The 2119-nt window shown below is 67.8% G+C and carries 2 protein-coding genes and 1 pseudogene; all 3 read right to left on the bottom strand.

The genetic code is table 11. The features are described 5' to 3' along the window. Positions 1 to 185: pseudogene (locus tag FVW20_RS13285) on the bottom strand (cell envelope integrity protein TolA); the annotation flags it as partial. A gap of 77 nt (positions 186 to 262) precedes the next feature. Continuing rightward, positions 263 to 682, bottom strand: a complete 420-nt coding sequence (tolR, locus tag FVW20_RS13290; RefSeq protein WP_007526107.1) for a protein TolR — start codon at positions 680 to 682, stop codon at positions 263 to 265. A gap of 3 nt (positions 683 to 685) precedes the next feature. Continuing rightward, positions 686 to 1381 carry a protein TolQ gene (gene tolQ, locus FVW20_RS13295; protein ID WP_196609991.1) on the bottom strand — a complete coding sequence of 232 codons (696 nt, stop codon included), beginning with the start codon at positions 1379 to 1381 and terminating at the stop codon, positions 686 to 688. Positions 1382 to 2119: the final 738 nt, after the last annotated feature.

Raw genomic sequence — 2119 nt, forward strand, 5'->3', positions numbered from 1 at the left:
GGCTGCGCGGGGCCGGGAGCCGGGGCGGGCGGGGCCTTGGGGCCGCCGGGCGCGCCCAGGCTTACCAGGTCCACCTGCACCACGGGCATGTCCAGACGCACCGGCGGCGACGAGGGCCAGAAAAAGACCAGCAGCACGATGGCGCAGTGCAGGCTGAGCGACAGCAGAAAACTTGAGTAGCGCATGTCGTCCCCGGCCTACCGCGCGGCCTTGCCGCAAAGGATGTGGAACCGGACCGTGCCGTCCCTTCGTGATGACGGGCTCATTTCTTCTTCGGGTCCTCGCGTTCCGCCACGACGCCGAGCTTTTCGATGCCCGCCGCCTTGATGTGCCCCATCACGTCCACCACCACGCCGTAGGGCACGGCCTTGTCGGCCTGGAGAAAGAGCAGCTTGTTCTTCTCCTTGACCAGCCGCTGCAGGTAGCCTTCCAGCTCCTCGATGGTCACCTTGTACTCGTCGAGGTACATCACCCCGTCCTTGCGCACGGTGAGCAGCAGGTGGTCGCTGTCCGCGGGCAGCACCTGCACGGTGCGCGTCTGGGGCAGGTCCACCTCGAGGCCTTCGGTCATCATGGGGGCCGTGACCATGAAGATGATGAGCAGCACCAGCATCACGTCCACGAAGGGCGTGACGTTGATTTCGGCGACGAAGCCGCCCTTGTTGCCGACGGAAGCGCCCATGGGCTAGCCCCGTTCGGTGCGGTTGACGGGCTGGGCCGCCCCGCGATGGGCGTTGATCTCGCGTTGCACGCGGTTCAGGAACGCGCCCGCGAAGTTGACGAGCTGCACTTCGATGCTGCTGATCATGCCCAGAAAGATGTTGTAGCCCACGGTGGCGGGAATGGCCACGAACAGGCCGATGGCCGTGGCGATGAGCGCTTCGGAAATGCCGGGGGCCACGGTGGCGAGCGAGGCGCTCTTCATCTGGCCGATGGCGTGGAAGGAATACATGATGCCCCACACCGTGCCGAACAGGCCGATGAACGGCGCGGTGTTGGCGGCGGTGGCCAGGAACGACAGCGAGGCGGAAAGGCGGGTCATCTCGTTGCCCACGCCCTGGCGCAGCGAGCGGCGCACGTTGTCTGCCACCACGTCGCCCGAGCTGCCCGCCTCTTTCAGGCGGTTGAACTCGGCCACGCCCTGCTGGGCCACGTGATACAGGGGCGAGGCGGCGTCGCCGCCCAGCGACTGCACGGCCTCGCGCAGGTCGCGGGCCTTCTGGAAGCGGTCAAGGCCGTCGGCGGCCTTGCGCTGCGCTGCCTTGAGGGCAAACCACTTCTGGAACATCAGCGTCCAGCTGCCGATGGACATGAGGACCAGAAGGACAAGGATGAACTTGGCCACCAGGGTGGCCTGGGCAAGAATCGAGAGAATATCCATGACGTTGGGTGTCTCCACCGGGTGTTGAGTTGTACCGTGCTGCTGGCGGTGCGCGTTGTTCCGTGTTTCGCGCGTGGCCGAATGCTTCGTGACCGGATGCTTCGGGGCCTGCCGTGCGGTGTCGCGGTGTTCCGTGGCGTCCGGGGCAGGCCGCATGGGCGCGTCGCGCTGGACCACGCCGCGCCTGTGGCGCGTCCGGCACCCCGCCCTCCATTTAGTCGTCTCGGGACAATGATGCAATGGGATTCAGGGGCTCCGGCGCGAAAAGGGACGCACTTTCCGGGGGGCGGCTGCGAAGCGGCGTTGGACGCGGCCTTTCGGGCCACCGGAGTGGCGGACAACGGCAACCGTCCGTGCGCAAGCGCACCGCGCCTGCGCCGCATTCCTGCGGCGTGGCACGGACGGGGAAAAGGCCCGCCGCACCCGCCACGACCGGTTGTGCAAGCGGCCACCCCGTGCCGCATGGGCGGATGCACATTGTTGCAAGCGGGCTCGGCCCCGGCTACACTCCGCCGCGTATCGAACCGGCATGCCGCCGGGCATATTTCCCTGTCACGCCGTCTCCGCCAGGAGTATCCATGCACCGCCTCCATGCCGCCTGCCTGCCGACGATGCAGCGCCGCAGATGCCGCCTTGCGCGCACGATCCTTCTTGTCCTGGTGCTGGGCGCAGCCCTGCCCGCGGCAGTGCTGGCCGCCGACGCAGCCAGGCCGGGCGCAGGTGCGCCGGGGGGCATGT

The organism is Nitratidesulfovibrio oxamicus, assembly GCF_015731765.1.
Classification (GTDB): domain Bacteria; phylum Desulfobacterota; class Desulfovibrionia; order Desulfovibrionales; family Desulfovibrionaceae; genus Cupidesulfovibrio; species Cupidesulfovibrio oxamicus.